The organism is Paenibacillus sp. FSL H3-0329 (genome assembly GCF_037963285.1).
GTDB classification, from domain to species: domain Bacteria; phylum Bacillota; class Bacilli; order Paenibacillales; family Paenibacillaceae; genus Paenibacillus_AQ; species Paenibacillus_AQ odorifer.
The window spans coordinates 543729-569835 of sequence record NZ_CP150150.1 but is presented as its reverse complement, the minus strand read 5'-3'; the positions used below and the strand labels follow the sequence as shown (position 1 = coordinate 569835).

Annotated in this window: 25 protein-coding genes; 9 read left to right on the top strand and 16 right to left on the bottom strand. The window is 46.3% G+C overall.

The window, feature by feature from the left end:
• Positions 1 to 43: 43 nt before the first annotated feature.
• Together coxB and NSQ66_RS02525 are read right to left on the bottom strand one after the other, a co-directional pair.
• The gene (gene coxB, locus NSQ66_RS02530; RefSeq protein ID WP_036682508.1) at positions 44 to 1090 is read right to left on the bottom strand and encodes a cytochrome c oxidase subunit II; all 1047 of its coding nucleotides are present in this window, start codon (positions 1088 to 1090) and stop codon (positions 44 to 46) included.
• A gap of 403 nt (positions 1091 to 1493) precedes the next feature.
• A complete protein-coding gene (locus NSQ66_RS02525) occupies positions 1494 to 1682 on the bottom strand; it encodes a hypothetical protein (protein ID WP_019913840.1) in 189 nt (62 codons plus the stop codon).
• 431 nt (positions 1683 to 2113) lie between these two features.
• Between NSQ66_RS02525 and NSQ66_RS02520 the strand changes: the two genes are divergently transcribed.
• The 3 genes from NSQ66_RS02520 to NSQ66_RS02510 all read left to right on the top strand — a co-directional run bounded on the left by NSQ66_RS02520 (position 2114) and on the right by NSQ66_RS02510 (position 4641).
• The gene (locus tag NSQ66_RS02520) at positions 2114 to 3142 is read left to right on the top strand and encodes a serine hydrolase (protein ID WP_339279544.1); all 1029 of its coding nucleotides are present in this window, start codon (positions 2114 to 2116) and stop codon (positions 3140 to 3142) included.
• A gap of 93 nt (positions 3143 to 3235) precedes the next feature.
• Complete coding sequence (locus NSQ66_RS02515; RefSeq protein ID WP_036682511.1) at positions 3236 to 3574, top strand: membrane protein; 339 nt, start codon at positions 3236 to 3238, stop codon at positions 3572 to 3574.
• A 110-nt stretch (positions 3575 to 3684) separates the two neighbouring features.
• Entirely contained in the window at positions 3685 to 4641 is a 957-nt protein-coding gene (locus NSQ66_RS02510) for a diacylglycerol kinase family protein (RefSeq protein ID WP_051491243.1), read from the top strand.
• 113 nt (positions 4642 to 4754) lie between these two features.
• Here NSQ66_RS02510 and NSQ66_RS02505 read toward each other — a convergent pair whose 3' ends face one another.
• Genes NSQ66_RS02505 through NSQ66_RS02490 form a run of 4 tightly spaced genes read right to left on the bottom strand, consistent with a single transcriptional unit; the run spans position 4755 to position 7369 of the window.
• Positions 4755 to 5348, bottom strand: a complete 594-nt coding sequence (locus NSQ66_RS02505) for a xanthine phosphoribosyltransferase (protein ID WP_036682513.1) — start codon at positions 5346 to 5348, stop codon at positions 4755 to 4757.
• A 42-nt stretch (positions 5349 to 5390) separates the two neighbouring features.
• Entirely contained in the window at positions 5391 to 5693 is a 303-nt protein-coding gene (locus NSQ66_RS02500; protein WP_038568522.1) for a hypothetical protein, read from the bottom strand.
• Between the two features lie 25 nt (positions 5694 to 5718).
• On the bottom strand, positions 5719 to 6537 hold the full coding sequence (locus NSQ66_RS02495; protein ID WP_036682516.1) for a TrmB family transcriptional regulator: 819 nt from the start codon (positions 6535 to 6537) through the stop codon (positions 5719 to 5721).
• 40 nt (positions 6538 to 6577) lie between these two features.
• Positions 6578 to 7369, bottom strand: a complete 792-nt coding sequence (locus NSQ66_RS02490) for a zinc ribbon domain-containing protein (protein ID WP_036682517.1) — start codon at positions 7367 to 7369, stop codon at positions 6578 to 6580.
• A 204-nt stretch (positions 7370 to 7573) separates the two neighbouring features.
• Here NSQ66_RS02490 and NSQ66_RS02485 point away from each other — a divergent pair, with 204 nt between their 5' ends.
• Positions 7574 to 8302 carry a GTP pyrophosphokinase family protein gene (locus tag NSQ66_RS02485; RefSeq protein WP_076218890.1) on the top strand — a complete coding sequence of 243 codons (729 nt, stop codon included), beginning with the start codon at positions 7574 to 7576 and terminating at the stop codon, positions 8300 to 8302.
• A gap of 283 nt (positions 8303 to 8585) precedes the next feature.
• On the opposite strand, the gene NSQ66_RS02480 is transcribed toward NSQ66_RS02485, so the two are convergent.
• From NSQ66_RS02480 to NSQ66_RS02460, 5 genes are all read right to left on the bottom strand, one after another.
• Positions 8586 to 9449: an IS3 family transposase gene (locus NSQ66_RS02480; RefSeq protein ID WP_339279724.1), complete on the bottom strand. Its 864-nt coding sequence runs from the start codon at positions 9447 to 9449 to the stop codon at positions 8586 to 8588.
• Positions 9450 to 9460: 11 nt separating this feature from the next.
• Positions 9461 to 9778, bottom strand: a complete 318-nt coding sequence (locus NSQ66_RS02475; RefSeq protein WP_036683594.1) for a transposase — start codon at positions 9776 to 9778, stop codon at positions 9461 to 9463.
• Between the two features lie 177 nt (positions 9779 to 9955).
• Entirely contained in the window at positions 9956 to 11107 is a 1152-nt protein-coding gene (locus NSQ66_RS02470) for a YCF48-related protein (RefSeq protein WP_036682519.1), read from the bottom strand.
• Between the two features lie 138 nt (positions 11108 to 11245).
• Positions 11246 to 12037, bottom strand: coding sequence for a hypothetical protein (locus tag NSQ66_RS02465; protein WP_051491244.1), 792 nt, complete (start codon positions 12035 to 12037; stop codon positions 11246 to 11248).
• Between the two features lie 33 nt (positions 12038 to 12070).
• Positions 12071 to 15157, bottom strand: coding sequence for a DEAD/DEAH box helicase (locus NSQ66_RS02460; protein WP_076215296.1), 3087 nt, complete (start codon positions 15155 to 15157; stop codon positions 12071 to 12073).
• Positions 15158 to 15620: 463 nt separating this feature from the next.
• Here NSQ66_RS02460 and NSQ66_RS02455 point away from each other — a divergent pair, with 463 nt between their 5' ends.
• Positions 15621 to 16388, top strand: a complete 768-nt coding sequence (locus tag NSQ66_RS02455; protein WP_076215299.1) for a TspO/MBR family protein — start codon at positions 15621 to 15623, stop codon at positions 16386 to 16388.
• 93 nt (positions 16389 to 16481) lie between these two features.
• Here NSQ66_RS02455 and NSQ66_RS02450 read toward each other — a convergent pair whose 3' ends face one another.
• The 5 genes from NSQ66_RS02450 to NSQ66_RS02430 all read right to left on the bottom strand — a co-directional run bounded on the left by NSQ66_RS02450 (position 16482) and on the right by NSQ66_RS02430 (position 20794).
• Positions 16482 to 16862, bottom strand: a complete 381-nt coding sequence (locus NSQ66_RS02450; protein ID WP_036682524.1) for a RidA family protein — start codon at positions 16860 to 16862, stop codon at positions 16482 to 16484.
• 93 nt (positions 16863 to 16955) lie between these two features.
• A complete protein-coding gene (locus NSQ66_RS02445; protein WP_076316515.1) occupies positions 16956 to 17621 on the bottom strand; it encodes an oxidoreductase in 666 nt (221 codons plus the stop codon).
• A 19-nt stretch (positions 17622 to 17640) separates the two neighbouring features.
• Positions 17641 to 18906 carry an MFS transporter gene (locus tag NSQ66_RS02440; RefSeq protein ID WP_036682545.1) on the bottom strand — a complete coding sequence of 422 codons (1266 nt, stop codon included), beginning with the start codon at positions 18904 to 18906 and terminating at the stop codon, positions 17641 to 17643.
• A 104-nt stretch (positions 18907 to 19010) separates the two neighbouring features.
• On the bottom strand, positions 19011 to 20423 hold the full coding sequence (locus tag NSQ66_RS02435) for an ATP-binding protein (protein ID WP_038568513.1): 1413 nt from the start codon (positions 20421 to 20423) through the stop codon (positions 19011 to 19013).
• A gap of 167 nt (positions 20424 to 20590) precedes the next feature.
• The gene (locus NSQ66_RS02430; RefSeq protein ID WP_036682530.1) at positions 20591 to 20794 is read right to left on the bottom strand and encodes a CsbD family protein; all 204 of its coding nucleotides are present in this window, start codon (positions 20792 to 20794) and stop codon (positions 20591 to 20593) included.
• 460 nt (positions 20795 to 21254) lie between these two features.
• Between NSQ66_RS02430 and NSQ66_RS02425 the strand changes: the two genes are divergently transcribed.
• The 4 genes from NSQ66_RS02425 to NSQ66_RS02410 all read left to right on the top strand — a co-directional run bounded on the left by NSQ66_RS02425 (position 21255) and on the right by NSQ66_RS02410 (position 25769).
• Complete coding sequence (locus tag NSQ66_RS02425) at positions 21255 to 22148, top strand: hypothetical protein (RefSeq protein WP_036682532.1); 894 nt, start codon at positions 21255 to 21257, stop codon at positions 22146 to 22148.
• A gap of 48 nt (positions 22149 to 22196) precedes the next feature.
• The gene (locus NSQ66_RS02420) at positions 22197 to 24077 is read left to right on the top strand and encodes an FAD-dependent oxidoreductase (RefSeq protein ID WP_036682533.1); all 1881 of its coding nucleotides are present in this window, start codon (positions 22197 to 22199) and stop codon (positions 24075 to 24077) included.
• A 245-nt stretch (positions 24078 to 24322) separates the two neighbouring features.
• The gene (locus NSQ66_RS02415) at positions 24323 to 24772 is read left to right on the top strand and encodes a hypothetical protein (RefSeq protein WP_036682535.1); all 450 of its coding nucleotides are present in this window, start codon (positions 24323 to 24325) and stop codon (positions 24770 to 24772) included.
• A 16-nt stretch (positions 24773 to 24788) separates the two neighbouring features.
• On the top strand, positions 24789 to 25769 hold the full coding sequence (locus NSQ66_RS02410) for a polyprenyl synthetase family protein (RefSeq protein WP_036682537.1): 981 nt from the start codon (positions 24789 to 24791) through the stop codon (positions 25767 to 25769).
• Positions 25770 to 26107: the final 338 nt, after the last annotated feature.

The following is a 26107-nucleotide window of genomic DNA, read 5'->3' as shown; positions in this document are numbered from 1 at the left end:
GTCCCCCCTTTTCGAAAGTTCCGCCCGCCTTTAGGCTAAGGCATTAGTCCAGCTTATAGTTGGCCAGATACTCTGCAATGCCATCAATCTCAGCATCACTCAGGCCCAGATCTTTGGGGTTAGGCATCAGATTGCCTGGTTTTACGGATTGCGGGTCGTGCAGCCAGGTTTTGAGATTCTCTTCAATCGGCGCACCATCTTCCCTCGTGTCGTCGTTGAGCAGAATTCCAGCAATCGACTCCCGAGAACTAATTCCGGTCAAGTTCGGCGCATTATTAATCCCTTGATCGCCTACAGCGTGGCAAGTCAGACATGCCGCTTTGAACTTCTCAGCTAAAGCAGGATCCTCCGGCAGCACAGCGACAGGCGCTTTCATCGAATCAATCCACTTCTGAAATTCCTGTTCACTAACTGATTTCACCTTAAATTCCATCAATCCATGAGAAGGCCCACATAGCTCCGCACATTTCCCACGGTAAACGCCTTCATTAGGCGCACTAAAGCTAAAGCGGTTAATCGTTCCAGCTGGGTTGGTATCGATTTTACCGGAAAGAGAAGGGACCCAGAAGGAGTGCAGCACATCTTTAGTTTCCAGTTCAAAGGCGATATCTTTGCCCACCGGAATAATCAGATCCTGTGCTGTAGTTACCTTATAATCGGTATACTCAAACTCCCACCAGTATTGGTGGCCGGTTACTTTAACCTTGATCGCATTCTTGTCATTGGAATGATCATCTCCAGCGGCAAACACTGCTTTCACCGTTGGCACGGCCAGTACTACAACAAGGATAAGCGGAATAACTGTCCAGAGAATCTCAAGTTTAATGCTGCCCTCAACCTGCTCAGGGATTTCATTCTGACCCGGTCTTCTGCGGAAGCGGATCAGTACATAAGCTGCAATCGTAAAGACAATCAGCAGCACCACGATCATAATGCTGATCGACAGCTCCATTAATCCGTAAGATCTGTCTGCTGCAGGTCCCTGTGGTCTGAGTACTGACAAGTCCTCACGACCGCACCCGGCAAGAAAGAGTCCAAACATAGCGGTCATGGGAAGGAGTCGCTTTACAGCCTGCCACGTTTTCATCATTGATCTACCCCGCTTTTCCCGATTTCGTAGATTCCTGTTTTTTTCTGTCAATTATAACAATCACTATTAATATAAGTTTAAGGGAAAGTTTTGTCAATCGTTCACAACTAGTTCACATTGTAATTTTCGACACAATAAACCCTTGTCCCATCTGGATTTGATGGCATTTTATGAAAACGCAAACAAATAAAAAATAATAAAGAAAGCGCATACACTTTAAAATGTGTCTATTAATTCATTTGACTATTCTATGAGGAAGACTTTTCCTTATTCGTAAATGGGCATACAAAAAAAACCGATTCCAGCAACAAAAGTTGCTCGGGCACGGTTTATAAGAATCCTCGTGGATGTTATTACTCAAAATGATGTCTAAAGTTAAGCAAGTGACAAACGTATCTGTTAGCTAGGAGACGGATGAATTCATCCGTACCAACTCGTGTTCCACGACCATGGTCAGTTCCTCTTCATAGCCTCCTGTAATCCGATACTTTCGGACGTACTCCTTTACGAATTTCTTGGGATCTTTGGGCCGGAAAATGCGTGTCATTTCCCGTAGACTTTCCTTGACTTCGTTATGACCTTTACTTGCCATGATCAGTTCCCTCCCAAAACATTGAAAATGAATGCTCCGTTGTAGAGAATGCATGATGAAAAGTACGCCGTAACCTCGAATGCAAGTGAAGTATCCATTACACATACGTGGCTTGCACTATCCGTCAAAACGTGGAATCTAAAGCTATGACTAGCCTTTGAAACACCGCCTTGCCGGTGAAGCAGGTTCGTCGTGATTTGGGCTGAGAGTAAGGACGCCTGATGAACGATAGCTCCTTGACACTTTTATTACCCGAAGAGCCACTTACTGAATCACTCCTTTCGGGCCTTATCGTTATATTGTATCATATTCCGGATTAACTTCCACCTTTCCTTGTAAAATGTACTATTTGGAAAATATTATTTTTTTACAACTCTCTTCGTAAGTCATATGTCTCCAAACTGGTTAAAATACAATAACCAATACAGCAAGTGAAACTGCATTTATCAACAAATGAGAAGGAGATCGTTATGGCCCAGCCTGTAATTCCCGTAATGACTACCGCAACGCCAGAGGACACAGCTACACGCCGGGAGGGTCTTGAACAAGCCCATCAAGCTATCCTAAAAGAATATCCCAAGATGCATAGCATACTTATTGTGCGCCATGGCAACCTTATCTTCGAACGTTATTATAACGACCATCATGCTGGAGCATTAAATGATCTCCGTTCTGCTACCAAAAGTTTTGTCAGTGTCCTTACGGGAATCGCTATCGACCGTGGCGAGATGCCTGATCTCCATATTTCTGTATCTGAGGTACTTCACAAGCATATTCCATACCTTCACTCCCCACATCTCTCAAAAATCACACTCCGTCATCTTCTTACCATGACTTCCGGCTTTAGCTGGATCACAGGGAAGAAGCTCGGTGAACCTCTCGTCCGGAACCTCCATCGCAGCCGCCGCTGGGGTTCCTTTGGCCTTAGCTTGAACATTATTCCAGAACATGTCGGCCAGTTCCAATATCGAAGCATCGACTCACATCTAATCTCGATGATGATTAGTGAATCTACAGGTCTTGATGCATTTTCCTATGCAGCACAGCATTTATTTACTCCACTCCGAATGGCTAATACCGCTTGGTTACCTAGTCCCGAAGGACATAGCATGGGCCATATCGGCTTGTACTTAACCTCTCGGGATATGGCTAAATTCGGAATTTGCCTGCTGAATAATGGAGTGTTTGCAGAGCAGCAAATCATCCCAGAGCATTGGTTGCAGGATGCACTTACCGCTCAAACTAAGGGATATCCAGCGTTTGGTGATTACGGATATCAGTTTTGGATCGGTACGATGAGCGGGCAGCCCTACAAGCTCGCCCACGGGCATGGCGGGCAGCAGATTCTGCTCTTCCCCAATCTGGATGCTGTAGTGGTCTTTACAGCAGAGAGCAAGACAAACAACTGGAAGAACCCTCGCAGGCTGCTTGAAAAGTATGTTCTCCCTTCAATGAGCTAAACATACTTTTTCCTGACAAGTCATAGGCTTGTAAGGAAGAAGGATTCGAACAATCAAGCCCCTTCTTCTCCAAGCAGAAGGAGAGTGAGCCCATTGTCCCCTTTTAAATCATCCACCGGATTGCCCGATAATATAGCGGGCGCGTTGTGTTACTTTTTCCCTTTTCTCGGCGGCGTCGTCTTTCTCGCATTGGAGAAACGCAGCCGTTTTGTGCTGTTCCATTCGCTGCAATCACTGATTACCTTCGGGGTGCTGATGATCCTCCACGTACTAACCGGATTGGTCCCATTCCTCGGTCCCTTGATGAGTGCCCTCGTCTCTCTTTGCAGCTTTGGGGTGTGGCTGTTAATGATCTACCATGCCTTAAGTGGCAGGTGGTATAAACTCCCTTGGGCAGGTGATATCGCAGAAAGTCAGATTCGCCATCTGTAATCCCCCAAAAGGCAGCCCCTCTGATCGCTGAAAAGTATTCCCTTTTGCCCATCCACTCCTTACAATGTAGAAAGGGCATCAATGGAATTCTACAGGCTGGAGGAAATCATATGTATCTATTTATCATAAACCCGCGTTCCGGCGGGGGAGCAGGCGGCCGGACCTGGCATACTGTAGAGGCGCTCATGAAGGAGCGTTCGCTGCCTTTCATGTCCTTGTTTACGCACAGCGTAGAGGGTGCAGAAGCCCTTGTTTTAAATACACTAAAGCATCGCGAGGATTGGAAAGCCGTGATTGTAATCGGTGGTGACGGCACGCTCCATAGCATTTTGGGTGCACTTTGCGGCAGAGATATCCCCATGGGCGTGATTCCTGCCGGCTCCGGCAACGACACCGCCCGGGGGTTTGGCATTCCACTTTCAATAGAAGCCGCGCTGGAGGCTGCCCTTAGCGAGCGGTATATCGAAGCAGACCTGCTTTCAGGAGCAAACGGACTGACCGTAACAGCCGTTGCCAATGGCTTTGATGCTCAAGTGGCCGAGAATGTGAATGCCAGCCGTTACAAACGGCTGTGCAATGCCATTGGAGCAGGCCAGCTGGCGTATATCATCGGCATATTGCATACGCTGATGACGTTCAAGCCCTGCCGGGTAAGCGTAGTCTGCGACGGTACGGAGCACGCCTTCGAGAAGGCATGGCTGGTCTCGATCTGCAACCTGCCCAGCTACGGCGGCGGGCTTTTGATCTGCCCGCAGGCAAAGGCCGATGACGGCCAGCTCGACGTCTGCGTCGTGCACGGGTGCAGCCGCGGGCAGCTGCTGCGGCTGTTCCCTACGGTACTGAAGGGCAAGCATGTGGCGTTGCCCTTCGTGTCTATGCTGCGCGGACGTAGCGTAGCCGTAGGCTTTGCCGAGGCCCGGCCTGCGATCGGCGACGGCGAGAGCCTCGGCAAAGGGCCGCTGGCCGTTCGCTGCGAGCCGGGGGCGCTGCGGGTGCTCTCGCCGCTGGCGGCGGACAGCGTACAGCTGCCCGTCGACACTGCAGCGGCATGCGGCAGCAACGGGTAACCTGACCCGTGCACACCATACACACAAAAAACAGCAAGCGACTGGTTCATTACCAGTTCACTTGCTGTTTTGTATATCCTATAGCTTTTGTTTGAGAATGCATTCCAAAAGCCTCAAACAAGATGCTCTTCCTCGTCTTCCACGAAAGTGACTCTTCCGTCCTCCAGTGAAGCAATACGCACAAGTGACTCTACGCGATATCCCGCTTCCTGCAGCAACCGATTCCCTGGCTGAAACGCTTTTTCGATCACAATGCCAATTCCAACCACACTTCCGCCCGCCTGCTCAACAATACGGGCAAGTCCGAAGGCGGCTTCACCATTCGCCAAGAAATCATCAACAATCAGCACCCGTTCTCCGGGAGCAATGAATTTCTTCGAAACGGTAATTTCATTCGTTTCTTTCTTCGTGAAGGAGTATACCTTCTCCACGTAAATGTCTTCTGTCAGCGTCAGCGATTTCTGCTTACGGGCAAAAATCAACGGAACCTCCAGCTCTAATGCTGTCATAATCCCCGGAGCGATTCCCGAGGATTCTATAGTCAGCACCTTCGTAATTTCTTCGCCAGCGAACCGGCGGATAAACTCACGGCCAACCTCGCGCATCAGGAAGGGGTCCATCTGATGATTCAGAAAAGAATCCACCTTGAGCACTCCTTGCCCGAGTACAATACCTTCTTTCAATACCTTTTGTCTCAACAGCTCCATAGTGCTCCTCCTTCTCCCATCATTGAATCCATTCTCCCCACATTACAGGCCTGTCGGCTTCTGAGGCAATAAATTTCCAACGATCGATTTTAAATTATGATCATCCTTGCTCTTTTCCTGACCGTTATCATAACCCGTAATTCGAATCTCCAAGAAATCTCCCGGATTTACCGGTTTAAAAATCAATTTCTCGCGGTCTTCCAGTCTCACGTTAAAATTCATATCCTTAAACATTTCGACCAGTTCTGCTTCTCCAGGAGATGCTCCCTTATCCAGAAACAATAGTCCACGCAATTTCTTAGGACCATCATTGTGCACCACTTCAAAATGAACGATACATTCCATGCTTCTCACCTCCCTATGATAATAACTACTGCGCCTGTTCTTCCCCATCATCGCCTTGATCATACATAACATATTTACTATGAATTTTGCTGTAACGTTCTCCATAACGCTCTACTAATTCTGCGCCCATATCCTGCTCCAGCTCGAATAAGACCATTTCCTGTGTAAAATGATTCAACAACAGCTCCACTAACACCGGGTGCTCTGTTACCACTGCTTGTGCGGATCCATCATCATAACGCATCCCCAGCATACACCAGCTCCGGTCGATCACAAATGAGAACTTCCGTCCATCCGCCCGCTGCGAATCTTTTCCGAATGACGGCCATACCGGGTAAGAGGCAGCAGCAGCATTGCCACCGTCAAAAGCCCATAAAAGCCTAACGCCACGCAGTTCGGCCTGTTCAAGTTCGCTCCGCAGAAGCGACGCTTCCTCGCGCCACATATCCACTACAATCTCCTGCTCTGCCATGTTAAGCTGGCGAATCAGCGCCCCCATTACATTGCGGTCGCCCTCTACATTATAAAAAGAAGGACTAACAGGCCCCCCGCGAGGCATCTCACTTTCCATATAAGCCAGCGAAGCTTGAACTCTTCCCGAGATCATCGTCGCCAGCTCCTCTGGATTGAGAACACTATACCGCGCAGGCTCTCCTTCACCACATCGTACATATCCCTGCTGTGTTAGGCGCTGAAGCGCCGCATACACATTTGATCTTGAAACTCCGAGCTGTTTGGCAACCTCATAGCCAGAAGCCTGACCTTTAGTCGCAAGCTCGACCATGATTTTGGACTCCATCTCCGTGAAGCCCAGATTGCGCAGATGCAGCAGCAGCTGTTCCATCTTGTTGTCCCCCTAAGCCCTAAGCTGACTGATATCTGTACTATATTTGCTCCGATCCACAACGCGGGCACCATAAGGAGCCCTTTGGCAATTCATTCCGACAGATTTGACACTTAATCATATCACGTACACCACTGTCCTGGGTGACTGCGGACTCCTCCTGATGTTCATTCGCATTCCAATCGCGGATGCGACGATCCAGCTCAAGCTGTCTTTGTCTTTCCCGTTCCAGCTGATCAGCATGTCTGCGATCCCGTTCAATGTCATGTTCGTTCGCCGCATATTCCTCCAATGGCAGCTCATCATCCTCTGAAGGCAGGATCTCAGAATACACCATACTTTGCGGATGGAGCTTCATTGCAATCTCCTTCTCTTCATCCGTTAGCTCATCTGCACCATAGTATTGATCCTCATCCTCTTCGTCCTCATCCACAGTTTTGACGAATACGGGCGGTGAAGGAATCTTTCTTGAAGTGGTTAGCTCCTCCAGCTTACTTCCACACTTTGGACAAAAGTTTGCATCGAGCGCCACAACATTGCCGCAAGAACATAACCGTTCATTTTTCAGTTCAGCAATCCTTGCGCGTTGGACTTCGATTTTTTCCTGAAGTTTGGAACAGGTCCGTGCCAGTTCTACCATTTTGCCTTCAGCTACCGACATATCCTTAGTGCGATACCCTTCATAAAAAAGCCTGCCCATTTTCGTGAATTCCACTTCCATCTCACGTTCAATATCGGAAATAAGCCCGTTCAGCTTGCCAATCTCAACAGAGCTTTGTGCTTTTTCAGTAACCCGGCTCGCACTATCTTTGATTCGTTTCATAAAACTCATTACAGTTCCTCCCTCTCCAGCGATACGTGATTCTATCATACCAAATGTATCGAACAGATTCATTAATGTGCTTTAATACGCGATTTAGCGGAGAATGTTCCTATAAATTCTTATTTTCACTGATTTCAGACGTTATTTTGCGTCAGGGGTTCTACATCGGTTAAAATAGAATTAATCACAAATAACGAAATTGGGAGAGTTTCAGTGGAAGAACATGACAGCACACAGCTTACGCTAAAACAGATGCAGGTACACGTTAAGGATCTGCAACATTGGCAGGATAACGAGGATTTCACAAATCTTATCAATGAGTTTAAGTCTCTGCCAGCACTCTATCGCCATGCACTAAATGATCTTGAGAATAAAATCGATGTGATCAAAACGGAATGGCAGGTCCGTGACGGCTTCAGTCCCATCGAACATGTTAAATGCCGAATTAAAGAACCCAAGAGCATCCTGCAAAAGATGGAGCGCAAAGGTTTCGAGTTCAACTTGGAAAATATGGAGCAGCACATTCACGATATTGCAGGTATGCGGATTGTATGTGCTTTTGTTAAAGATATTTACCGTCTGGTTGATCACCTCAGCACACGCGAAGACATTCGCGTATTGGAGATCAAAGATTATATAGCCCATCCCAAGCCGAATGGGTATCAAAGCCTGCATCTTATCGTCGCAATTCCGCTCGTCCTGCTGGAAGGAACACGCTGGGTCAAAGCAGAAATACAGCTGCGAACCCTAGCCATGGACTTCTGGGCAAGTATGGAACATATTCTGTATTATAAATTCGATAAACAGCTCCCTTCGCATGTTGCTGAGGAATTGAAGGATGCCGCACGCGCCGCCGATGAACTGGATCAAAAAATGCTGCGCCTGCGCCGTGAGATTCTGGAACTTGCAGAAGGGGAATCCCCTGCCGGCGGGCAGGTTTAAGCTTTCATATTTCTACATTTCTCAAAAATTAAGGGGATGTCTCATAAGCCATGACAATGGCTGCTGGGACACCCCCTTCTTTTTAATCGATTAGGCCGTTTGATCGATACCCTTCGCCGCCGAAGCAAGGTGTTATCGGACACAGCCGATCTTATTCACAGAATAATCCTCCATTTTGCATAATAACGGACCCCAAAGTCGCTATGGACATAAAAAACACCAGATTTGTGCCCTTTTATATGAAATAGCTGCACTGGTGGACCTCTGTCAAGAAAGTGGACAGTCACGCAATAGACATTCTAGTCAATTGCTCAGCAAAACGAACTGGAGAAAGATACCCCAGCGCGCCATGCATTCGCTTGCGGTTATAATAAAACTCAATATATTGAAAAAGTGTCTGGTAGGCTTGCTCCTTAGTTTTGAATCGTGGATTACAATAAATGAGCTCCTTTTTCAAAATGCTGTGCCACGACTCGATACAGGCGTTATCATAACAGTTACCTCTGCGGCTCATGCTGGACTCCATGCCATACGCTTTCAACTGCTTCGTATATTCATGAGAAGTATATTGAGAACCTCTATCGGAGTGATGTAATAGACCCTTTTCCGGTTGTTTAGCTTCGTAAGCATCTTGTAAGGCGCCCGAAATTAAGCTAGTTTCCATATGGTCCTCCAAGCGCCACCCCACGATTTCACGCGTGCAAAGGTCCATCACACTAGCCAGGTACAAGCGCCCTCCCCGGCAAGGAATGTACGTAATGTCGGTAACCCATACTGAATTGGGTTTGAGTATTTTAAATTGCTGGTTCAGCGTATTCGGGGCAATCGGATGGTCATGATTGGAGTCGGTGGTCTGTACGCGATACGTTTTGGAGACAATGGAGCGAAGCTTCATATGTCGCATGTACACACTCACCGTGCGTTCGGTAACGGTATAACCTTCTTGATGCAACAGGCGGGTGATCTTCGGACTCCCATACCGCTTTTGATGGTCTGCAAAATGATACTGAATTCGCTTCATTATCGCAGCCTTACGAAGCATATGCGTACTGGTTTTTTCTGTCCGCCACTTGTAGTACCCGCTCCGTGACACATGTAGGGTCATGCACATCTTCTCCAAGAGAAACTCGGAGCGATGTTTTTCAATAAACTGGAATCTCAGTTCCTTGGTTTGCTGAAGATGTGCACTGCTTTTTTTACGATCGCTAATTCCTCTTCCACATCAGCAATCTTGTTATCTTTTTCTTGAAGTTGTCGGCTCATTTCTTTCAACTGTGCCTCGAGTTCCCGTACTCGATCCACGCTAGCTGCCGGTTCATTCTTTAGTTCTCGATACTGACTCATCCATTGATGCAGGGTACTTTTTGGGATGTTGAGCTCTTCCGCCAAGTCGCCCACTGTCTTTGTTTGCTCTTGAATGAACTGCACTGTCTGTTTTTTAAATTCTTCGTTATACCGTTGTCGATGTTCTCCCATGTGAACACACCTCCGTGGACTCATTATCGCCAGTCTGTTAACTACTGTCCACTTTTTATTCTAGCTTCATGGAGTCCGAAAACATGCTGGATAGGCGGTAAATGTGTGAATAACGCCCCCTGGGTCCCTAAGCCTCAACGGCTAATCATTACATCCGGCATTCCGCTGTATTCAGCCTCAAGGCTTGCCAACCAAAGGCTTCCATGTAACGCCACCATCTGTAGTGGTCTGTAGAAATCCTGGACCCGCCAGCCAGCCGTTTTTCGGCGTAACAAACTGAATGTTTTCTGCCTTCGCGAATAGCTGTGATGTTGCAATCATCCTCCAGCTTACTCCCCCGTTGACAGTCGCCACCAGTTTGCCGCCCTCCTGCAAGGCCCAACCTTCCCGAGCGTTCAGCCATGTTGTTCTCACCGCCTCAGTACCGAGTAATTGAGGGCCCGGCTTCCATGTCCTACCTCCGTTATCACTTGTGTAAAACACCATACTTCGAATCCCATCGTCAACAATCTCCAGCGGCAGGATGCCTTTCATATTGTCTTTGCCTGAGAATTTAGGTGGATAACTATTACTGTAAGTAAATGCTGCCATAGCAGCCGGCTTCTTTAATTGTTCCGGCTTCCAGCTCTTCCCGCCATCCGAAGTTCTGAACGTTAAAATGTATTCTTGCCCATGGTTGCTGGAGGTGATCCAGCCATTCCGGGAATCCTGAAAGGTCATCCCTGTTGGATAGGCTTTAATACTCCCCGTTAGATTTCCGATTCGCTTCCAGCTGTTCCCGCCATCTGTCGTGCGATACAAGGATTTCTCCATCATCCCGAGACCAGGTTCTGAATCCAGCAGCACATACCCGTTATTCACATCGATAAAATGAATAAATCCGCCACTGTATCCTTGCTCCCAATCCTCCGTGACGGGAAGTTTTGTCTCCTTCCAGGTCTGGCCCTGATCAGAGGTATGATAGATCAGGACAGGTTGACCCATACCATGACTACTTATAATCCAGCCATTTGTGGCATTCAGGAAAAAGCTTGCTGCGGCAAAGATGCCTGTTTCTTGTGGAATAGGAACGATATTGCTGTCCGGATGGTACCAACTACTCCCTCCATCGTTCGTAGTCCATAATCCAGTCTCGTCTATTCCCCACCCATGCTTTATGTCATTCATGCTAAATTTAGCAGGATACCCCTGCAAAGAATTCATATCCGTCTTCAGCTCAGCGGTATTTGTCCCAATACTCGAATCTAAACCAAGCTTATCGTTTACCATGCAGGATTGCAGAAATAACCCGGCAATGATTATCGGGGCAAAAACGGCATATAGTCTCAAATGAAATCCTCCTTTTTCCATTTCCTTCTATTCTATAATCATAGACAGAGTTTAATAGTAAAAGGTTACAGAAGCTTTACACAAAGAAGCCGCCTCCTCAGATAGGATGCGGCTTCTCTAAACTCCACTGCTGTTTAATTACGCCTTACTTGCTCGACGGGCAGCAGCTTCTGCTACTCGATTCATAATCAAGGTTAGGCCTTCTAGCGCCTTAGGTGTCTGAGGCAGCAAAGCTCCCCAGTCTTCCGTTACCGCTGCTACTACCGGCGATGAAGGAAATGGCCTAGCCGTAATCTCATGGAACTGCGGTCCCGGCTGGTGAAGCGAACCTTCAGCAGCCGCTTCTGCAAGCCATTCTCCAGAGGAAATTGCGGGGCCCTTGCGCTCTAGCCGTGCTAATTCCGTTGCAAGCTCACTAACTGGGGCTGCCTCTGTCTCAGAATCATCGGCAGCTATATCACTTTCAGCCCAAAGGGCAAATATTCCATCCAGGAGTTCTCCCTTAGTAAATCCTCTCAGAGAAAGCGCCAGCAGCGGTTCTTCAGCAAGTCGTTCTTTTATAAGCTGCAGAATCTCCGCCTGATCCTCTAACCCTTCACCCTCAAAGAGGGCCTGCTCCAGCTCTGTATCTGTAGGCAGAAGATCCAGTTCCGCCAGCCCACCCGTTAATCTCCCCTGCAACAATGCAAATACCTCATCCGGACTTAGCGCCAGACGCCGCAATATTTCTTTTCTACGGGCAGCATGCCATACTGGAACCTTCAGAGAGAGAGGTCGCTCCGGTCTTTGTCCCTGAGGAACAGCAGAAGTACCGACATTCCATTCACCCTTTGCCCGTGACCCTCCCGTCACTTTCCCGGGCGAAGTCGTCCATGCTGCTTTTACTAATCCAGGCACAACTTCCAGCCGCATCTCTAACAGTTCACTCATTGTTTGATCCCTCCGTATTGCTCATGTCTTTCCTTACATCCAATCCTGATCCTGCAGTTCAATAAGCTCCTTCAGTTCATGATTAGACATCTCGGTCAACCATGTTTCACCAGAACCAACAACCTGCTCCGAAAGGCTTTTCTTCCGCTCAATTAATTCGTCAATACGTTCCTCCAGTGTTCCTTGGCAAATCAGCTTATGAACTTGAACATTCTTATCCTGTCCAATTCGGAAAGCCCGGTCTGTCGCCTGATTCTCCACTGCCGGATTCCACCAGCGATCGTAATGAATAACATGATTGGCCCGGGTTAAGTTCAAACCTACTCCACCCGCTTTAAGAGATAACACGAAGAAGGATGGACCCTTGCCCTCTTGAAAATCATGCACCATCTCGTCACGCTCTCGTTTTGGAATCCCTCCGTGAAGGAACAATGGCGATGTACCATAACGCTTAGTAAGCTTGCTCACCAGCAGCTCGCCCATCGCTACGTATTGCGTAAAGATCAACACAGATTCGCCAACTTCAGCAATACTGTCCAATACCTCGAACATAACCTCCATTTTACCGGAATGTTCATTACGCGGACTCCGACCTTCTTCTTTCCGGAATAGCTGAGGATGATCGCAAATCTGCTTCAGCTTCGTCAGAGAGGATAACACCAGTCCACGGCGAGCCATACCACTGCTCTCCCCGATCACGCCGAGCATTTCATCCACAACACCCTGATACAGGGCAGCTTGGGTCTCGGTCAGCGGGCAATAAGACTTCAACTCCAGCTTCTCCGGTAAATCCTTAGAAATATCCGGATCACTCTTCAGACGCCGCAACAGGAAGGGTGATACCAAGCGATGCAGCTCCCGCAGACGCTCCCCACCCTCCCCAGACACATAACGCTGCCGGAAGGAATGATAGGTTCCTAAATAGCCCGGGTTTAAAAAGTGGAAAATAGACCATAACTCGCCAAGTCTGTTCTCTACCGGAGTACCCGTCATAGCTATGCGATGCGGCGCTGATAACTTCATCACACTCTGCGCCTGCTTCGTACGGTGATTTTTAATATATTGAGCTTCATCCAGCACCACTGTTGACCACTGAACATTAGCTAAATCCTCGCTGTCACGCCCTGCCAAGTGATAGGTCGTCAGTACGATATCATGACTGGTTGCCAGTTCTAAGAAGCTATCTCCCCGAACACGGCGTCCACCATGATGTATGTGTACATTAAGCGAAGGAGCAAAGCGCTGCAGCTCCCGCTGCCAGTTGCCAAGAAGCGAAGTTGGGCAGAGAATCAGCACAGGCTCCTGCTTCTCTTCAGGGGGAGCACTTAACGCCCGGTCCAGCAGGCAGGTGATAACCTGCACCGTTTTACCTAGACCCATATCATCGGCGAGACATACCCCAAAACCCAGACCACTGAGCTCGGCCAGCCACTGATAACCCCGCTCTTGATAAGGTCTTAAAGTTCCATGCAGACCTTCAGGTACGGGACGCACCGGAAGATTACGTAATACATCTCCGCGCATAAGCGATGCCAACAGCCCGGATGTCTCCATCCCAGTGACGGACATTCCTTTCCAGAGCCGATCTTCACCATCCTCGGCTTCTAGGCGCATCCAATCCGCGGCAGTCATTTCTCCGTTTTCATGGCGTTTCATATATCTAAGAACCTGGCGGATTTCTTTAGGATCTATCTCGATCCATTCCCCGCGGAAACGTACAAAAGGTACGCCAGCCTCTACTAATGCGTTTAGTTCTTCCTCACTAATCGCACTTTCTCCAAGCGAGGCCTCAATACGGAACGAGATCAGCTCTTCCATACCCAGAGCCGCGGGCGCAGGACTATCGCCCCCGTTCACGCCTGGCTGCATTTTCATCTTCATGCCAATGCGGCGGCGTCCTTCACGGCTCCAGCGCGAAGGCATCTGCACCGTTATTCCCCGATCGCGCAGCTGCTGCACCGTCTCCTTCAAAAAGAAATAAAGACGTTCTGGTTCCAAATCTGCCCCCGTAGGCGCAGGCTTAGCAAGAGCGCGCTGGATATCCGGCGATATCTTCGCAGCCCGGCCCAGCGCTATAAGCAGCTGCTGCTGGATATTGCGATAGCGTTTCCCCCATAACGTAAACTCTCGTTCCTTACTGCTCCAGATCGATTTGGCGGGAAACCAGAATTCCCCTTCTTCCTTATTCTCCGCCCAGAAGGTTAACCGCCAGACTTCATTATTGTCTTCTGGCGGCTCCAGCCGTAGCCCAAGACCCAGCTGCCCGCTCCGCGCTTCCTCTGGCTCTGAATGTGGCACATCGCTGCCAGCGGTCTCGTTCACAGTGACCAAAAGGTCCGTCACCTCTGCTGGAGTTCCTTGCACGGGTATATCTCGGCTTCCAGTGAGAAGGCTATTCCACCACAGTTCAGTTAAAGGAGAATAACCCCGGCGATAATTTGCTTTATAAGGGGTTAACTCACTTTCAATGCCCGCAATTACCTTTTTTATCTCAGCAGTCATTACAGCCTGCATAAAGGAGTAAAGCACATAAGCTCCAGCCTCATCGCGAGAGGATAGATCCCCTGCCTCTGCGATATGCGTTCCTAGTGCAAGAACAGGCATGGATGCTGCCAGCTGCAAAAAGATCTCTTTGTCCTCCTGCTTTCGGAAAGCTGGCGACCAGCAGACTGTCGCCGCCTGTTCTCCGCCGCGGCGACGTGAGCCCACGGGGCGTGGTGGCAAGGCTCCCGGCGTAATCCCGCCTGTACCCATCAGCTCCAGCGCAAAACGTGCCGCTGCTGCCCAGTAACGCAGTTCGCCGCCTGGCTCCACTCCCTGATCTCGGCATAACGTCTCATCCCATGCCAGAAGCAGTTGAAATGCATCGCTAGGAACCAAGGCGAGCCCTTCGAACGTTCGTCCGGGCAATCCGCGCCGGGCTGGCTTCCCCTCTACAGGGGGAGCCGGATATTTCACTTCTGCCAGACGCAGAGCAGCAGTTGCAAAAGGACGCACTCCTCCCTGTAGCTCCATCCGCTTCACTACGCGAGTCCAAGCGTCAACCTTCGGCTCCGAAGTTTCGCCAGAGAAGCAAAATAAAACGTCCCCTAACCATATTGCATACAGATGCTTAATCATCGGTGATCTCCTGTCTTTTAAGCAAGCAAAAAAAGAACCAGCCCCCCACCATCAGGAAGGGTAACTGCAACCTTTTCCGCGAGAAATAAATTTTGAAGCTATACAAGTAGAAGCCGCCTCTTCCTCTTTTAGAGAGGGGATGCACTCCTGCGGTAAATATAAGGATAAAGAACTAGGACAAAACTTATATTTTCTTGAATCTTCATCTCTTCATCTTATACGAAAAAGCGCTGATTTAAAAACATTTCTGCATATTTTCTGTAGATTTTTATGAAATAAAGTTGAAGGATATAGAAACACCCAGTAATTTGATTCATTTAAAATACCCCGCACTACTGCCCTGCTATCCAAGAATGTTATGACTCACTAGTCACTTCTTTTCCTTTTATAGTCTTAATTGTGCCAAAAAGGGGTATATTCTAAATAAGCAATACCCTATTAAAAAAGCTAGGGAGTGAATTATTTGAGACGTTATAATCCTTATAAATGGTGGAACCTCGTATTCTTTGTGGGTGTAATTATCGTAAATGTGCTGGCGGTAACCTTGCCTTTGGGCGGAAACAGTACAGGAGAAATCTCTGACAAATATAAGACTTACATGACTCCCGCTGGCTATGCCTTCTCCATTTGGTCGCTGATTTATTTATTGTTAGCCGGTTTCGTTATTTATCAATTCCGCTCCTATACAAGCTCTAGGGATTCTGTACGAGTTATTTCGTTCTGGTTTATCCTGAGCTGTGTTTTTAATATGAGCTGGCTTTTCCTCTGGCAGTATCTATACATCGAGCTTTCATTGATTGCCATGGTGTTAATGTTAATTTCAATCATTGTTATCTATCGCAGATCGCGCCAGATCGCAAATCCTACTTCAGGTGAGAAATGGTTGATCAAGCTACCCTTTAGTATATACCTTGGCTGGATCTCTGTGGCTACTATCGTGAATGTTAGCGTTGTTCTGGAGAAAAATCATTGGGATGGATTTGGACTTAGCGGGATAACCTGGGCTGTGATCATGCTCTGCGTGGGGACACTGCTTGCGGTGTTAGTCAGCTATCCTAACCGAGACAGCATCTATCCTCTGGTCTTCGTATGGGCTTTCATCGCGATTGCCCTGGAACATAGAGAGGCTAATGCAGTCTTTGTGACGGGCACAATAACGGCAGGTCTTCTGCTGCTCTACAGCATTTGGCTATTGCTCACACCACGCCGCAGAAGATACAGCAGATACTGATCGTCCGCTCGATAATATAAAAAGGCAGGCTCAGAAGGTGATCCTTCTGAGCCTGCCTTTTTTGTAGATTAATTTAGAAGTGCGAAATCATATTTATTTCTTACGCGCTACCGCTTCGATCTCAACAAGGCCATCTTTTGGCAGACGGGCAACCTCAATGGCACTGCGGGCAGGATAAGGTTCTTTAAAGAAGGTGCTGTAAACCTCATTAACTGCTGCAAAATCATTCATATCCTTTAGGAATACAGTGGTCTTCACTACATGATCCAGTGATGCACCAGCCTCCTCAAGAATAGCTTGTACATTGCTAAGTGCTTGACGAGCTTGTTCCTGAACGCCTTCAGCCAAATTCCCTGTCTCTGGATTAAGGCCCAGCTGTCCTGAAGTGTATACCCAACTACCGGTGGTAATGGCTTGACTATAAGGACCAATGGCTCCAGGTGCTTTTGTAGTAGCTACTTGTTTTTTACTCATCTTGTTACCCCTCTCCATTAAACGCTGATCATTTATTGTCCATTGTAAGTCCTGTTCTCACCGTAATGCAAATTTATTAGCAGCCCGAAAAACTTATCGTTTTCCAATCACATGTATTACTTCATTCGTGTAGATATGCAAACCATGCGTGTCAGCAGAGGCAATGTTAACCATAGCTCTCGCCACAGTTACACCAGGAATGGCACGATATTTAGCTGCTTTGCCAACCATTACAAACTCCAGCGCTTTCATCAATCTAGCCGCGACGCGTTCTCCCAGTCTGAATTCCTCACGATGACCCAGCAGCAAGGATGGCCGAAACAAATGCAGCCCTTGAAAACCGATTTTGCTTAACGCTTCCTCTGCTCTACCCTTAGTCCGACTGTAGAAATTGCGCGATTTGGCATCTGCCCCCATGGATGAAACAACCAAAAACTGTTTAACACCGTGATCTCTCGCAATAGTAGCAGCTGCAAGCGGATAATCCAGATCAACACGTTCGAACTGCTCTTGTGAACCTGCCTTCTTGATCGTAGTCCCGAGGCAACAGAAGATGGAATGAACGCCTTCGAACGAATCGCTATACTCCGCCAGGTTCTCCCAATCCACAACGATTTGCTTAAGCTTAGGATGTTCTAAAGCTAATGGAGTCCGTACAAGCACTCTCACCTCACCCCAACCTTCACGATTCAGCAATTCCTCCGTAACCGCTTTCCCTACTAACCCAGTAGCCCCTAATACCAACGCAATCCTTAACATGGAATAGTCCCCTTTACATCTATTCGTCCTTTAGAATACGACGGCCCAGCAGGAAGGCAAGAGCAATCATAAGCGTTCCCACTACCAACTGCATACCGTATACTTGGGTCCATTGCGGCCAGTGCGCAATTTTTTCATACAACTGTCCCCCAATAAGCGGGCCAAAAAAGGATGATAAACCCGTAAGCGCCGCATAGGTCGCCATATACATAGGCCGTTCTTTTTTCGGCGTGTCCCCAATAATAAAATTAAAGGCCAGCTGGTTGAAACCGCCTACACCTACACCAAAAACAATATGAGCGGCAAACAACACCAACAGCATCGGCAGCACAGACAAGAGTCCCCACATTAAAGAGGACAAGGCAATAATCGGCAACGTAAAGAACAACAGACGTTTATTGCTATATTTTGCATTTAGATTGCCCCAAACGTAGAAACTGGCCATCATAAAAAGAGTCTGGGACACATTAAGCAGTGATAACGTTTCATAATTTATATGAAGTAACTGCAACATGACATACGAGTATAGCGGAACAGTTAGATTCTGCAGCAGTAACCAGGCGGCCAGAAACAAAGTAGACTTCATAAATAAAGTATCTTTAAGCGGTTTCTTAAACATCGGCAAAAATTTATGTTCTTCCGATTTCTCGAAAGGCACGTCGGGATAAAAAAAGAATACAACGACGTTAGAGATCGCAAAGATCCACACAACAATATAAAGAATCAGAAAGCCATGGCTCCCGGGATAACGATCCAAAACGATACCCCCACCATACATTACCAGACTACCGAGTGCATTCAGGAACGTATTACGAATCCCAAAATAACGTCCACGTACACGTGCTGGAACAAGATCGCTGATCACAGAGCTCCACAGCACACCACCCGCCGTATTGGCAATAAATGCAGTAGTATATAAGGCTATAAAAGCCATGACCCAATACTCTTTAGGAAAAATAAACGGAATTAGCCCCGTAGAACTCCAAAGTATCCTATGCAGGCCGATAAAAGTAACCATAGCCCATTTGCGGCTTGGCAGCTTCTGAATCAAAAAAGCTACCCCGATCTGCATCACATTAACCAAGGTGGTAAGCGCTAGCACAAATCCAATTTGACTTGAAGTGGCTCCTAAATATAGTAGGAATCCTGTTAGAAACTGCCCTTGCAGCAGTACCTGGAAAATGGTCGATGGCACACCTTCCCAGGTAGCAATGCGCAAATTTCTGCGATGTACTGAGGTTTTACGGACACGCTTTGAACTAGTAACTGTGTGCTTAGTTTCCATGTTGTTCATAGAGAGGGGTAACACTCCTTTGATGCGGCATTTGCTTCATTCTACTCCGCATCAATCTACTGTCAATACGCCAAATTAACAAATAATATTGGAGCTTACTCTTCTATGATTTCGAGGGGTAAATAAAGCGAAAAACGGCTCCCTTTACCTTCCTCACTTTCTAAAGTAATGAAACCTCCGAGCAGTCTGGCCAAATCATTACTAATAGAAAGCCCTAATCCTGTTCCGCCATATTTTCTACTAATTGTTCGATCCGCCTGTTGGAAGGCTTCAAAGATCATGGCATGCTTCTCTGGTGCAATACCAATACCGCTATCTTCTACCTCAAATACAATCCAATGCTTCACAATAGCTCTTTCCCCACGTTCCTCTTGACGAATACGGAGTGCGACATGGCCAGACTTTGTAAATTTAAAAGCATTAGAAAGCAAATTGCGCAGGATTTGCTGAATCCGCTGCGGGTCGGAATGAATCATTTGTGGAACATTTTTTTCCATATCAATATTAAATTCCAGTTCTTTTTGTTTAGCTGTCACAGCGAACTGCATAGCCAGAATCTCTGGAATCTCACTAACACTTAAATCTTCATTAATAATATCTAATCGACCTGCTTCCACTTTGGACAGATCTAATATATCGCCAATAATCATCAATAATTCTTCACCAGAACGGCGGATAATAGCTGCATACTCCCTCATTTCTGCTTCCGTAAGAGAATTATCATTGTCTTCAATTAATTGCGATAAATTAATAATGCTATTCAGTGGCGTTCTAAGCTCATGAGACATATTTGCCAGAAATTCGGATTTAAATTGCGAAGCCATCATTAACTGATCGGCACGCTCTTCAAGCTCGATCTTATTCTTATGCAGCTCCTCCGTCTGAGCAGACAGCTGTTCATTAGCACGCTCAATCTGTCCATTCCGCAAGAGACCCAATTGAAAGTCACGGATAATTAAGGAGAATAGAACACTTAGAATCAATCCGGCAGGGAAAGTAATCGGCATAATCTCTTTTATGTACTCTGGGGCGGGGATCACACCAAACACCATAATGTTGATTGCGTTCATTACATTTATGACTAGAATCACGATCAAACCTTTGTTCACCATACATAAGTTAGATCGTCTGACCCAGTAGCTAAGCGCAGCACAAACAAATCCTAGAATGGACAGATTAATGGTTCCGGCCATCGCCGCCTCATTTACTCCAAAAGTTAACCGTGTAAGACCTGTTCCTATACCGATCAAAACAAGAATGAAAGGATGCGGATAAGCCAGCGTTGATATAATAAGTGGCACAAAACGTAAATCAAAAATCACATGCTCACCCAGCCTATATCCGAAAAGAGTACTAATCCACCCGGCAAAAATGGCCAGTAATACCCAGCTTACCTTCTTTATTCCTACACTTGCATTTGAAATGGTGTTTTTATATATAAGATTAGCCAAATAGGCTACAGCTATTAGCATTGCGGTATTTCCAAAAAATATTTTAAGATAACCCATAGATTCACTCCCACCTCGGCAAAATAAATTACAACTTTCATCTCATAATACTACCATACTAAAGCCCCATTCGATAACTAACGCCTATGGACGCAGAAGAAGAGCGCAAATCAGATGCGATTTGCGCTCTTCTTCTGGAATTTTATATTAACGTCATTAGTAATGAATTAATCGCGGTAGGAACGTCCCCAGGTTTGGTACTCTTTCTCCGCGTCTTCTTTCGTATGTCCATAACGTTCTTGTAGTTTACCTACTAATTTATCCTTTTCACCGTCAATTACGTCAAGATCATCATCTGTAAGCTTGCCCCATTGCTTCTTGGCCTCGCCTTTGAGCTGTTTCCATTTTCCTTTAAATACATTGTTGTCCATTATAAGCTCATCTCCTTAGCTGAATTAATTAGGGTAGGATTGTTATCCCGTGTTACCTTTACTTACCCTTCCCCATTCGCTATGAATCTTTCCACATTTCAAGACATTAGCAAATTAAGTCGTATTCTGTCACATATATTTTTAAATATATGTATTCAAATCTTTTAAAATTTGATATAATCCAGATATAAATTAAATATTTAATTTTTTAAGTGATTTATTTCACAATGGTTTTCCTAGTCCATGTGCTAGAATGCCATCGGAGATAAAACAACATCATTAAATTTTTTCCTAATGTATGCCGATATAAGTCAAGATACTGTTACAAATGGGTAATAACGCATGAGATTAAAGTGACAAATATCATTTATAAAGTGATTTTTATCACTTCGCTCGACTATTAAAATGTTTTACATTTTAATATATATATTTTAAACTATATTTTTGGAGGTCATTTGAAATGAAAAAAGCTTCTGTTATCTTGTCGAGCGCACTTATCCTTGGATTGCTCGCAGGTTGTGGTAACAACACAGACAACGCCGCAGCCCCTACTAACGCACCAGCTGAAACAACTGCTCCTGCAACAAATTCCGGTAACGCTGGAACTGAAGCTGGACAGTACAAAGACGGAGTTTACTACGGTACTGCTGACGTTGATGCTAAAACTGGCTGGCAATATTTCGCACTCTTAACTGTAGAAGGTGGAAAGATCACTAAAGCTGACTGGGATGCCTTTAACGTTAACACTGCAGGCGACCTGAAGAAAAAAGTTTCCGAAGATGGTAAATATGGCATGAAAGCTGGCGGTGCTTCTTCTGAATGGCACGAGCAAGCAGCTAAAGCTGAAGAATTCCTGATCGAAAAACAAGATCCAGCAGCTATAACTTTTGATGCTGAAGGGAAAACTGATGCCATCTCTGGTGTATCCGTACACGTATCTGACTTTGTAAAAGCTGCTCAAGCTGCTCTTGCTGCTGGTCCAGTAGAAGCTGGTCAATATAAAGACGGAGGCTACCATGCTGAAGGCGAAATGGACGCTGAATCCGGTTGGAAATCCACTGTTGACCTGACTGTTGCTAACGGTAATGTTGTAGCTGTTAAATTCAGTGGTTTGAATGCTGCTGGCGATGACAAAAAGCAATTCTCCGTTGATGGTAAATATGGTATGAAAGCTGGCGGCGCTTCTGCTGAATGGCATGAAGAAATCGCTTTGGCTGAAAAATACTTCCTTGAAAACAAAGGTGTTGCTCCAACGCTTGATGCTGAAGGCAAAACTGATGCAATTTCCGGCGTGAGTATTCATGTTGGTGAATATTTTACACTTGCAGAAAAAGCACTCGAAGGCGCGAAATAATTTCGCAGGACCTTCTGCAGCTAATCAGACGAATGAGGTGAATTTCTCTTGAAGAAGATAGTCATTTTGGGCGGCGGCTACGGCGGCGTACTCACGGCTAAAAAACTGGCAAAGAAATTTAAGAAAAACAAAGATGTTGAAATTACACTGATCGACCGGAATCCATATCACACTCTATTGACTGAGCTGCATGAGGTTGCCGCGAACCGTGCTCCAGAGGATTCAATCAAGATCGATCTTAAGAAGATTTTTGCGGGCCTTAAAGTAGATGTTGTTCTTGATGAGATCAGCAATATCGATTTCAAAAGCAGAAAACTTAAATCCGATAAAGCTACCTACGCTTACGATTACCTTGTAATCGGCACAGGTAGCAAACCAACCTTCTTCGGCATTCCAGGCGCAGAAGAAAACACCTTCTCCTTCTGGTCTTACGATGATGCGGTAGCATTGAAACGTCAAATCCGCGATATGTATACCAAAGCGGCTATGGAGAAAAATCCAGCTGTACGTCGTGCTATGCTAACCTTCGTTATTATCGGTGCCGGCTTTACTGGTGTCGAGCTAGTTGGTGAAATGGCTGAACAACGCGAGGAATTATGCAAGGAGTTCTTTATCGACCCATCCGAAGTAAGACTGATTGTGGCTGATATGGCTCCGAAGATTCTGCCTATCCTTCCAGATAAGCTGATTCAAAAAGCTGAAGCTCGCCTTCGTAAGCTGAACGTAGAAATCGTGACTGGCGCTAAAATCACCGAAGTAGGCAATGGTAGTGTTGCACTTGGTGAGAAAAACGTTGTCGATTCCCAAACAATTGTTTGGACTGCTGGTGTTGAAGGCTCCGAAATCGTTGGTGGACTTGAAGTACAACAACAAGGCCGCAAACGGATTGTTACGAATGAGAACCTGGAAAGTGTAGATCATAAGAACGTTTACGTAGTAGGGGACAACATTTTCTACATTCCTGAAGGTGAAACTCGTCCTGTACCACAAATGGTTGAGAACGCTGAACAAGCAGCTCCGATTGTTGCTGGCAACATTGCCGCTGACATTCAGAACACTGCTAAAAAAGCTTACAAACCAGGTTTCCACGGTACAATGGTCTCCATTGGTAGCCGCTACGGTGTAGCAAATGTTGGTCTGCCAGGTAAGTTCTTTATGCTTACTGGATTCATGGCAATGCTATCCAAACACTTTATTAATATGTTCTACCTGTCTCAGGTTGTCGGATTCAATAAAGTATGGACATATATGATGCATGAGTTCTTCCATGTTGAGAACCGCAAGAGCTTCTTGGGTGGTCACTTCTCCAAACGTTCACCTAATTTCTGGCTCGTACCACTTCGTGTTCTACTTGGTGGTATGTGGTTATACGAAGGTATTGAGAAGATCCAAAAGATTTGGAAAGATCCAGATAAGATTTTCTTGATTCCAGCTGCTCCTTTTGCAACGGATGCTTCATCAGCAGCCAGTGTTGCAGTAGATGCAGTTAAAGACACCGTAGATGCACAATCTGCAGCTTCAGCAGTATCCACTGCAAAAGAAGCTGTTGAAGCGTTGCCTGTACCTAACTTCGTATACAACATTACAAACTGGTTCATGGATTTGATGTTCTACAACAACGACGGAAGTTACACTTTCCTCGCGAAATGGTTCCAAATCGGTATGGTATGTGCAGAAATCGTCTTCGGTATTATGCTCATCGTTGGTCTCTTCACTGCACTCGCTTCTATAGCGACTGTCGCCATGTCGGTCATGATTTGGTCAACCAAAATGGCATCGACAGAAATGTTATGGTACGTTGCTGCTGGTATTGCCTGCATCGGCGGATCAGGAAGCACACTTGGTCTAGACTATTATGTACTTCCTTGGCTTAAGAAACAGTGGAAGAGAATTCCGCTCGTCAGACGATGGTATCTATACACCGACTGATAATAAAACCCTGAATTAGTGTAATTTATCATATAGAACATATGTGCAAATTGTATTTTATTAGGGTTAAATATGGATATACTTCAGAGTAATGTGTCCCTAGGACACATTACTCTCCTTATTTACAAGAAGAAAATAACCTTCCTAATCCTAGGAAATGGTGGTTTTTTCTTGAATGAATGGTTTTGTAGGGATGATCGGGGTATGGTTTCTTCCGGCAAAACCGACAAGAAGGAGAGAATCTTGTGAACAAACAACTCATAGAAGATACCCTCCGGTTGTTGCATACTGAAATGTCACCTATTGCCGGAATTGAGCTTCAGCCCTCTCCGGCTGCATGTGAACAGTTAATCTCGGTACTGGAACGCCATGATCTGGAATACAGCCGCAAAGTCAATTTGCTGGGTATTTACACTATTCTCACTTTGGCAGCAGAGCGCCATATGGAATGTATCCCACATCATCCCGACCTTACACGCAACATTTTGGATGGAGATTATTTGTATAGCTTTTACCTGCAGTTTGCGGTGAAATGCCGTGAGCTCGACTTAGTTGCTTATCTAGCTCCTTCGATCAAAAAAATGCAGATTAGACGGTCAAATGGAGACTTCGCGGAACATGATCCAGCTACTGGAATCGAAGAGTTCTTGATCCAAGAGTGCAGACAGCGTAATCGCACAAGCAAAGCCATTTGACAGGTGGGATCCATAAATGAAGCTGCATGAGGCCTTAAATATAGACATAAATGAAATCAACCGCGAAATCGTAAACCTTGTGGCGCGTGATAAAGATGTACCTAAGAAATCTCAGCTCGCGCAAAGTGTTCTAGAGCTTATAAATTCCGGTGGTAAACGCCTTCGTCCCCTCATGGTCATTGTTGGCAGTCGGTTTGGCCGTAAGGATACCGGCCGCAGAGCGCTTCAATTAGCTGCTGCTGCTGAATTTATTCATGCCGCCTCATTAATTCATGATGATATCATTGACCGTTCAGAGTTACGGCGGGGCGTACCCGCCTTACATATTAAGACGGGGACATTGTCAGCAGTACATGTTGGTAATTACATGTCCGCTCGGGTCATCGAGCTGCTGAGCAAATATACAGGAGATAAAAACAGATACGTTCATGACTTATCCTCTGTAGCCACCGCTCAGCTGTGTCTGGGTGAATATCAGCAAATGGAACATGCTTTTGATTATGAAATTACAATGGATCAGTATTTGGAGAAATCCTTAAACAAAACCGCTCTTCTTATGGCAACCTGCTTACGGGTTGGTGCTTTGTCCACTGAAAGCACCGAAGAAGTTGCCAATCTCCTTTATAATTTTGGAGAAGCCTTAGGGATGTCCTTTCAGATACAAGATGACTTGCTAGATTTCACACAGTCCGCCGATGTCCTAGGCAAACCTGCCGGTAGCGACCTGCGACATGGTCAGGTCACCCTGCCAGTGCTGTACGCCTTGCAGGACCCTAAGCTCTCGCCTGTGATCCGTGCAATCGGCCCGGATTCTTCCGACGCTGAAGTAGCACATGTGCTCACCCTAATTAACAATAGCGATGCCCTCGCTCGCGCTGAACGGGTCAGCCAGAACTATCTGGATAAAGCTGCAGCTATTGTGCAGCAGCTCTCCTCCTACCCGGCACATGCTGATCTGGAAACGTTGCTGCAATATTTTGCGGACCGTGATCGCTAAAGCGTACGTTCTAATACAAATAAAAACGGATACCTCCCATTCACTTGGGGGTATCCGTTTTTTTGATTTAAACACATCATTTCATTGATCTTGTCGCAAATTCAAACCGATATTTTTCCGCTTCAACAAGACAAGCTAAACACGCAAACGCAGCGTAGCGCACATGAGCTAATTTAGTCATTCTACTCCATCGGATATAATTAGGGAAAACCTCCCTAAAATTAGCTACTAATCGCTCGAAAACTACGATATTAGGGAAAACCTCCCTAATAAAGTCCACTTTAGCATGCTTTTAAGAGTAACCAGCTATATTTCAGGGAGAAATTCCCTAAAACAGA

What these genes read in the sequence shown, in the direction of transcription:
- NSQ66_RS02445 (WP_076316515.1), bottom strand. Translation starts at nt 17,621, where the DNA reads ATGTTAAGGATTGCGTTGGTATTAGGGGCTACTGGGTTAGTAGGGAAA.
- NSQ66_RS02430 (WP_036682530.1), bottom strand. Translation starts at nt 20,794, where the DNA reads ATGGACAACAATGTATTTAAAGGAAAATGGAAACAGCTCAAAGGCGAG.
- NSQ66_RS02495 (WP_036682516.1), bottom strand. Translation starts at nt 6,537, where the DNA reads ATGGAACAGCTGCTGCTGCATCTGCGCAATCTGGGCTTCACGGAGATG.
- NSQ66_RS02510 (WP_051491243.1), top strand. Translation starts at nt 3,685, where the DNA reads ATGTATCTATTTATCATAAACCCGCGTTCCGGCGGGGGAGCAGGCGGC.
- NSQ66_RS02465 (WP_051491244.1), bottom strand. Translation starts at nt 12,037, where the DNA reads ATGAGTGAACTGTTAGAGATGCGGCTGGAAGTTGTGCCTGGATTAGTA.
- NSQ66_RS02460 (WP_076215296.1), bottom strand. Translation starts at nt 15,157, where the DNA reads ATGATTAAGCATCTGTATGCAATATGGTTAGGGGACGTTTTATTTTGC.
- NSQ66_RS02435 (WP_038568513.1), bottom strand. Translation starts at nt 20,423, where the DNA reads ATGGGTTATCTTAAAATATTTTTTGGAAATACCGCAATGCTAATAGCT.
- NSQ66_RS02425 (WP_036682532.1), top strand. Translation starts at nt 21,255, where the DNA reads ATGAAAAAAGCTTCTGTTATCTTGTCGAGCGCACTTATCCTTGGATTG.
- NSQ66_RS02450 (WP_036682524.1), bottom strand. Translation starts at nt 16,862, where the DNA reads ATGAGTAAAAAACAAGTAGCTACTACAAAAGCACCTGGAGCCATTGGT.
- NSQ66_RS02475 (WP_036683594.1), bottom strand. Translation starts at nt 9,778, where the DNA reads ATGGGAGAACATCGACAACGGTATAACGAAGAATTTAAAAAACAGACA.
- coxB (WP_036682508.1), bottom strand. Translation starts at nt 1,090, where the DNA reads ATGATGAAAACGTGGCAGGCTGTAAAGCGACTCCTTCCCATGACCGCT.
- NSQ66_RS02500 (WP_038568522.1), bottom strand. Translation starts at nt 5,693, where the DNA reads ATGGAATGTATCGTTCATTTTGAAGTGGTGCACAATGATGGTCCTAAG.
- NSQ66_RS02505 (WP_036682513.1), bottom strand. Translation starts at nt 5,348, where the DNA reads ATGGAGCTGTTGAGACAAAAGGTATTGAAAGAAGGTATTGTACTCGGG.
- NSQ66_RS02525 (WP_019913840.1), bottom strand. Translation starts at nt 1,682, where the DNA reads ATGGCAAGTAAAGGTCATAACGAAGTCAAGGAAAGTCTACGGGAAATG.
- NSQ66_RS02440 (WP_036682545.1), bottom strand. Translation starts at nt 18,906, where the DNA reads ATGGAAACTAAGCACACAGTTACTAGTTCAAAGCGTGTCCGTAAAACC.
- NSQ66_RS02490 (WP_036682517.1), bottom strand. Translation starts at nt 7,369, where the DNA reads ATGAGTTTTATGAAACGAATCAAAGATAGTGCGAGCCGGGTTACTGAA.
- NSQ66_RS02410 (WP_036682537.1), top strand. Translation starts at nt 24,789, where the DNA reads ATGAAGCTGCATGAGGCCTTAAATATAGACATAAATGAAATCAACCGC.